General features: G+C 57.1%; 5 protein-coding genes and 1 pseudogene. 1 reads left to right on the forward strand and 5 read right to left on the reverse strand.

The window, feature by feature from the left end:
* Positions 1-156: 156 nt before the first annotated feature.
* From ABIB80_RS35730 to ABIB80_RS35755, 5 genes and pseudogenes are all read right to left on the reverse strand, one after another.
* Positions 157-768 carry a CpaD family pilus assembly lipoprotein gene (locus ABIB80_RS35730; RefSeq protein ID WP_354129253.1) on the reverse strand — a complete coding sequence of 204 codons (612 nt, stop codon included), beginning with the start codon at positions 766-768 and terminating at the stop codon, positions 157-159.
* 9 nt (positions 769-777) lie between these two features.
* Complete coding sequence (locus ABIB80_RS35735) at positions 778-2,139, reverse strand: type II and III secretion system protein family protein (RefSeq protein ID WP_354129254.1); 1,362 nt, start codon at positions 2,137-2,139, stop codon at positions 778-780.
* Positions 2,140-2,215: 76 nt separating this feature from the next.
* Entirely contained in the window at positions 2,216-2,947 is a 732-nt protein-coding gene (locus ABIB80_RS35740) for a winged helix-turn-helix domain-containing protein (protein ID WP_354129255.1), read from the reverse strand.
* 2,114 nt (positions 2,948-5,061) lie between these two features.
* Positions 5,062-5,184, reverse strand: a pseudogene (locus ABIB80_RS35750) (IS6 family transposase); the annotation flags it as partial.
* 261 nt (positions 5,185-5,445) lie between these two features.
* Complete coding sequence (locus ABIB80_RS35755) at positions 5,446-6,027, reverse strand: hypothetical protein (RefSeq protein WP_354129257.1); 582 nt, start codon at positions 6,025-6,027, stop codon at positions 5,446-5,448.
* 290 nt (positions 6,028-6,317) lie between these two features.
* On the opposite strand from ABIB80_RS35755, the gene ABIB80_RS35760 reads away from it, so the two are divergent.
* The coding region (locus ABIB80_RS35760; protein ID WP_354129258.1) for a hypothetical protein at positions 6,318-6,637 on the forward strand (320 nt) is incomplete at its 3' end.

Here is a 6,637-nt window from a genome sequence, read left to right on the forward strand (position 1 = left end):
GCACAACCTGATCTGCAGACCGCGCGATCACGAAGGAAAGCGAACATTGTTTGTAGGATCGTCTGCTTATCGCTGACCGACTGACCAGAATATCAGCCAACATAGCGCCGTATGCTGCTTAGAATTGATGAGGTGCTCATGAACTTCCGATAGAACTCAGTTCTGAGTTCCATGTTCCAAGTTGCCGTGGTCAGTCGGCGTGATGGTCCTGCGGGCCGGAGAGGGAAGCACCGCACGATCGCCACTGGTTGGCACGACAGCTTCATTGCCCAGCAAGTCGCCGGGATCGTTGACCATGACTCCCAGGTTGTTCTGGATGGAGCAGCCAAGCGTTGGATTGAAAGAATTGTCGTCTACCGAAGGGCCAACGATCGAAAGCGGTGGACAGATGGCAGGATGTACTTCGTAGATAGTCGCCTCGATCTTTACCCCGAAATGGGCGGGCAGACTGATGGCGGAATCGGAGAGGCGGATATTCCAGGGGGTAACACCCATCGCGCGGGCATCATGGGCCACTTGCGCAATCAGCCTGGGTGAGCCCGTGACATCGAGATGGAGTGCATCCCACCGACCGCGACTGGCGCTCGCAATGAAGTCCCGCAGACGAGATCTCTCGACGCGACGAACGCCCTGTAGCAGCAAGACGCTTGTCTTCTGCTCTATCCGGATCGTTCGTTCAGCGCGCCCAGAATAGATCGCAGAACCGTTTGTGCATCCACCTACGCTCGCCGAAATAGCGATCAAGCAATACAGATGTCGCAAGCTCATACGCTGTCCTTATTCGATGATAAAGTTGGCGCCGCCGCTAGCGCTTGGTTGTGCCTTGGGAGCATCACGGTCTCGCGGCGAACTTGCCAACGTGTTTGTTAAAGTGCGCCCGGCATCCGAGGGTGGTCCGATGCGGTCAGTGGGCGCGCTCATCTTGCCAGGAGTCGATCCTGGTCGCACGATGTAGGGCGTGACAATAATTACCAGCTCCGTCTCGTCCTTCTGAAATGAGGAAGAACGAAACAGCGCACCCAGGATCGGCACATCGCTCAACCAAGGAAAACGGCCAATGTCGGTGCTGAAATTGCGCCGGATAAGCCCTCCGATTGCAAAGCTTTGACCGCTGGCAAGCTCGACGACCGTACTGGCACGCCGCGTGGAAAGACCGGGTATAGACGTTCCATTGACGCTGACTTCGCCTACTTTCGACAGCTCGCTGACCTCAGGCTTCACGTGAAGATTGATCTGGTTGTTGCTGAGAACCGTCGGGACGAACTCTAGGCTAATCCCAAATTGACGGAATTGGACTGAGACCTGCCGATTGTCCTGCATGACCGGAATCGGAAATTCGCCGCCTGCCAGGAAACTTGCTGATTCGCCGGACATGGCGGTAAGGTTCGGTTCAGCCAGTACATACGCGAGGTTCTCGTTAGCGAGTACGTCTAGAACAGCACTGACGTTCGCACCGCCAATGCCGTATCCGACGCTTGCCGAGCCGGCTCCACGGGTGGCGCTTGCACCACCAGCTTTGCCACTTTTAAAGCCGAAAACGAAAGGGCCCGTTTGACCCGAGGCGGAGAGGTTAATGCCAAGCTCCTTCATGGCGGTGCGCGAAACCTCGGCGACTCGCACGCTAAGATTGACCTGGAGTGAACCGGCCACCTGGATCTTGTTGACGACCAGCGCATCCGCACCGAGAAACTGCTCCGTGATCTTCTTGGCGCTGTCGACGAGATCGGGATTTGGTGCTGTTCCGCTAAGAATCGCGCCGCGCGGCGTATAGCTAACTTGGATCGGATAGTCCCCGAGCTGCGCCTTCAGCGCGGCACGCAGATCCTCTATAGGTTGGGTGACGACAACGCGAAGCTCGGCTAGCGCCTCGCCATTATCGTTCAAAGCGAACAAGCTGGTCCGCCCCGAGTGTTTTCCAAACACGAAGATGGTCGTGTTCGACGGCGCCTGATAGTCCGCGATCGTCGGGTCGGCAACAAAGATGCTCGCAGCTGGAGCTGGGAGATGAATTGTTTTGCCCTGCGAGGAGGAAAGAGTCAGAGTTCCCTGAAGGCTATCAGCAGTCGCGCGTGGAGTCCCCACAGTACCAACCCGCTTTACCTGAGCCGTGGCGGCAAAGGGAGAAAGTAGAGCGACCATGCATAGCGCACAAACAATGCAGGGAGGAGCGGCAGATGTGACGGCGCTCGGCCCTCCGCGGCTGCCATGATGAGTGTTAGGAGCGAACTTCAAGGGAGCCTTCGCTTTCAGGTTCAATCGATTGCGCAGCGGGCACCTGCGCCAGTTCAAGTGCATAACCGACGCCGCGCACCGTTGTGATCCGTGGCGTCGCGGCGGACCGGCTCAAATGTGTGCGTAAGCGGTAGATCCCAACTTCTAGGGCGTTGGTCGAGACCTCGTCGTCGAACGCATAGAGGCTCTCCTCCAGTGACGCTCGTGATACGGTGCGGCCAGCGCGGCTGAGCAAATGTTCAAGAATGCAAAGTTCGCGCCGGGCGATCCTTAATTGCCGATCATCAATTGAAACTTGCCGGCCGATAGAATCGAAATGTAGATTTCCGAACGTAAGAACGGGCGCTGTCATTTGCGGCGATCGTCGCAAAATGGCTCGCATACGAGCGACGAGTTCATCGATAGATATTGGCTTGGGCAGGAAATCGTCTGCGCCGCCGTTGAAGATCGCGATTCGTCTGCCCAGATCGTTCAACTTGCTCACTATTATGGCGGGAATCGAACATCCCTCGCGTCTCAACTGCTTCAGCCAGTCCAAGCCATCTCCATCGGGCAAAACCAGTTCGAGCAAGACAATTTGATAGCTGGCGCAAGCAAGGGCAGTCTCCGCCTCGTCAAGAATGCGGACGACATCCACGGCAAAACCGCAAACCAACAGCGCTTCCTTTACAGCGCGCGCAAAATCCGCATCACGATCAACCACGAGAATTCGCATTCTATCGCCCTTCGCACATCTGTCCCAAAAGCCGAGCGCATTACGGCCGTAAATGAGGTCTGGCCGATCTCAAGAGCTCGCCTTTCGTCTGACCGTCCGAAGCCCGGACCAATGGCGGAGGTCATGGTCGCACCGACGAGTGTCACCCGAGCTTGCTCAGCCTGTTGGCGACTGCGGCGTCTCGCCCGGGGTCGCACACATTGTCGGCGACGCTCAAGATGCCCTTCCGGCTGGAAGAGCGCCTGGATCGTTTCTGGACATCGAGGGCCATAGCAGAACGCTGGCGCATCCGTATGCCCGCAGTTGCGCGGTCATTGACCTGCTGAGGACATTACCGATACTGCCGCTCTCCGAGCCTGAAGCAAAAGCGCACGAGATAATGGCGGGATTTCTGCCTGAATAGACACGAGGATTCGGCATTTGAAGCTCCCAAATCAATTGGTTTGCGTCGGTCTTGCTGTGCTCTCGATCTGATGGACCGCCAAGTGACCCCAATGCAAGTTGCCGGAAGGTAGATTGGGCCTCTGAAGGCCAATGAGCCAATACAGACTGGCGACGAACGACCGATCTGGCTCGGACGCGAGGAAGCCTCCCTCCCGACCCGGTGAGATAAACTAGCGAGTTCCAGCAGTCGCTATATTCAGTCATGTCTGACGTCCCCGATGCAGCAGTCAGGCTGTTGTCCAGAAATGTGGCCGCGGAAACAATAGGAAGTGAATCAGTAGTCGATTCGGCCGCATGTTGGCGTCGTCATCCATCTAGTTTGAGCGGTTGCGGCGCGTGCAAATCATCTCTCGGCGCAAACGGCATGGTATCGAAGTTGGGCTAGGCGCGGCAGGGGGCGGACGGAGACAGTCCGCCTTGCTCTCGGTCCGCTCGGAGTTTCCGGTTGCAACCGGGCAGCGGCGAATCGTACGCCCTGTTGCACAAGAGATCTTTCCGACAGGCCCTCGGCAGGAGGGACGCTCGCAAAGGGTCACGCAATCGAGCGGCGCGATGTTATAGCCTTCAGACATTCGCTATTATTGCCTAACTGTCAGCAAGTGTTGAGGCGACCGATGCCGCGACTTGTCGCAAACCCTACACTCTGACGTTAGGTGCGATTCAAGTGGCTTTGACAGTGATTGATCGAATACCAACTCCCTTGCGGGACCACCGAACTGCGACGAGCCAACCCGGGTGAGCCCATCGACTGGCACACGGTGGTCGACCTAGTCAGCTCGTGCTCCAAAACTACGCCCCGCGCACGAGCAATCAGGCAATCTTTCTTTGCGTTTTGGGCAAGCCATTACGTGCTCGACAGTGCGATAGATCGATTCGGCTCAGACGTCGCAGTTAACATCCACACTATAGCCCGTTGGGGTATCCACGTCTTGCTGCCGCCAACTGGTCCTTGAGTTGGCCTGCGACGGACTGACGAACGCTTTGCGCATGATTTTCCTGAATGCTCCAACAGCGATTGCACTATCGGCCTTCAGGGTAAAATCAACAAATCCATTTTTTTATGGACCGCATCCAACTGCCGAATAGATCATGGAGCGGCGCATCGGCGCATGCTGAGGGTCACGAACGAAGCGATCCAAAAACATGAGCCGACTATTTCAAAGACATTTGCGAACCTCGCACATCAGAAGCAACAAATGTAGGTCGGGCTGACCGGTGCTCTGATGTGTTCAAAGCATGCGAAATAGAACTCGAGCGATCGCGATAGAGCTGATCGGGGGCAAGAGGCGACATATTGAGCTTTGTCATCAAGCTCTGATGCGCGGGTTGATAATAGCAGCTTGAACTGTGGCGTCTCATGCATGGCTTCGCCGGGGAGGTCGGTTTCCGGTAATTTCGGCAACATCGGCCGATATCCCCGCTCGTCCTTCGATCGACACGGCCCTAAACAAACTCGAACTCCTTTTCACGATTTTCTTCTGGGTCTGCCCTTCGGCCCGTCCGGACGCGGCAGGCCGGCGATAAAGCCGACGATGAAAGTATCGAGCGGAAGCCGTTCTTGACGAGGCGGGCCCACATCACTGCTCCCTTCCAGCCGATCCAGAAGAACTCCGCCAACCCATCGCAGTCCGCGCCCGCGCCGATCTCGCCGGCATCGCGTGCGAGTTCTTCATCTGCCGCTCTCTTCGGCGATCGGGCTGGTGGGAATTCTCTGCTCGATTGCTTAATTCTCTATGCTGCCGATGCTTGATGCTTAGCGCCATCTCCCTGCGAGTAGCGCCATATGGCAGGAGCGCGATCGCGAGCGCTACCGCTGCATCGCTATTGGCCGGTACTGCATTCAGGAAATCCGCCGGACCGCCACCCGCTTACGTAGCCACTCAACTGCCACAGCGTTCATGCTCGCCCTTGCCAGCGGGTTCGATAAAATGCGCGCCCGCTGGCGATGCGGACAACCCCTGGCGAACGGTGAATTGTCTACGTGGTAGAAGCCGGCTGGGCCGGAGGAACTCCAGCCCAGCCAACTCGACTCAACCACCGCATAGAGTTCAGGTCTAGCGCGTAAGCTTAACGAAGCCTCCTTGTTCTAGCTCGGCGTTATAAAGCTTGTTGTCGAGCGAAATGATTGTTGGGTGGTCTGCGGTAGGCATGAGCCCATGTTCCCGCAGCTTTTCAATAAGCGCCAACGGGGCCCATTGCTCCGGGGGGGGCACACCATCATGCCGGGTCTCAACGAAAAACGCTCCGAAATCTGGCGCGCCCGTCGACCCGAGTCGCGGCATTTGAGCTTCCGGTGGGTTATGAATGAGGCGTACGCCGCTCTCAGACGCATCCCATGCGGCCATATAGAGATGACCCCGGATCTCGTAGCTCATCGTCGGCTGCTCCGAGTCGGGCAGGAGACCGTGGTGGGTCAGTTTCTCGATCATTCGGAGCGGAGCGGCTTGGGAGCCGTGCGAAAATATTTCGGGAACGGCCCATGAGACATCATATACCGTGTTGTCTGGCTCGGCAGATGAGGATGGCCCGGCTTCATTGATCACTCGACTAAATAGGTCATGATCTTCTTGGGTCCACTCGTAGGCACTTGGGGACCATCCTGGAGACCCAGCACCGTCGATCCGGTTGAAATCCATACAGCTCTCCTATTGGTTTCAGAACGTGGGCTCAAATCCGCCAGAGCTTTCCCTTGGCTTGTCACCAGTTGCCCCATCGGCGGCAACCGCCGTCAAGAGACCACGTTCTCATCTTAGGGAGCCTAGCTGTCAGTAAGCTGACCAGTTTCGGGACACAGCTGTACCCGCGCCCGCGTTCCCAATTCGAATGCGATGCCTCGAACGCCACCCTCGTTGAGGGGCTCTTTACCTTTATCGCTCCCTTGTGACTCGACACCGCGCCTGTCGCGGTCGGGCTGCCTTGAAGAAAGATGTCGTTTTGGCGGGCCATCCTGTTTCTGCATACTGACGCGGGGGAATTCCAAGGCTCCTCGGCGGATTTCCTGTCTATCTTCTGGACTCCGGGAATGAGATCAATAGAGCGGCTCGATTGGGTTCGGCGATGTCGTGCGGATTCCGACGAAGTCGCCCAGGCGTACCGATATGAAGTCGCCCGTGGATTCCGAGACGATGTCGCCCACCTTTCCGATTTGATCTCGCCCAGCGGCGAGGCGTTCTGGCCGGCTGGTTCTCTGGCATCGGTCAAGCCGCGTGGTCAATCTGGAATCGCGACTTCAACCTGTTTTTCTTC

Origin of the sequence: Bradyrhizobium sp. i1.15.2, assembly GCF_040548425.1 — a bacterium.
GTDB classification, from domain to species: Bacteria; Pseudomonadota; Alphaproteobacteria; order Rhizobiales; family Xanthobacteraceae; genus Bradyrhizobium; species Bradyrhizobium canariense.

What these genes read in the sequence shown, in the direction of transcription:
- ABIB80_RS35730 (WP_354129253.1), bottom strand. Translation starts at nt 768, where the DNA reads ATGAGCTTGCGACATCTGTATTGCTTGATCGCTATTTCGGCGAGCGTA.
- ABIB80_RS35735 (WP_354129254.1), bottom strand. Translation starts at nt 2,139, where the DNA reads ATGGTCGCTCTACTTTCTCCCTTTGCCGCCACGGCTCAGGTAAAGCGG.
- ABIB80_RS35740 (WP_354129255.1), bottom strand. Translation starts at nt 2,947, where the DNA reads ATGCGAATTCTCGTGGTTGATCGTGATGCGGATTTTGCGCGCGCTGTA.
- ABIB80_RS35755 (WP_354129257.1), bottom strand. Translation starts at nt 6,027, where the DNA reads ATGGATTTCAACCGGATCGACGGTGCTGGGTCTCCAGGATGGTCCCCA.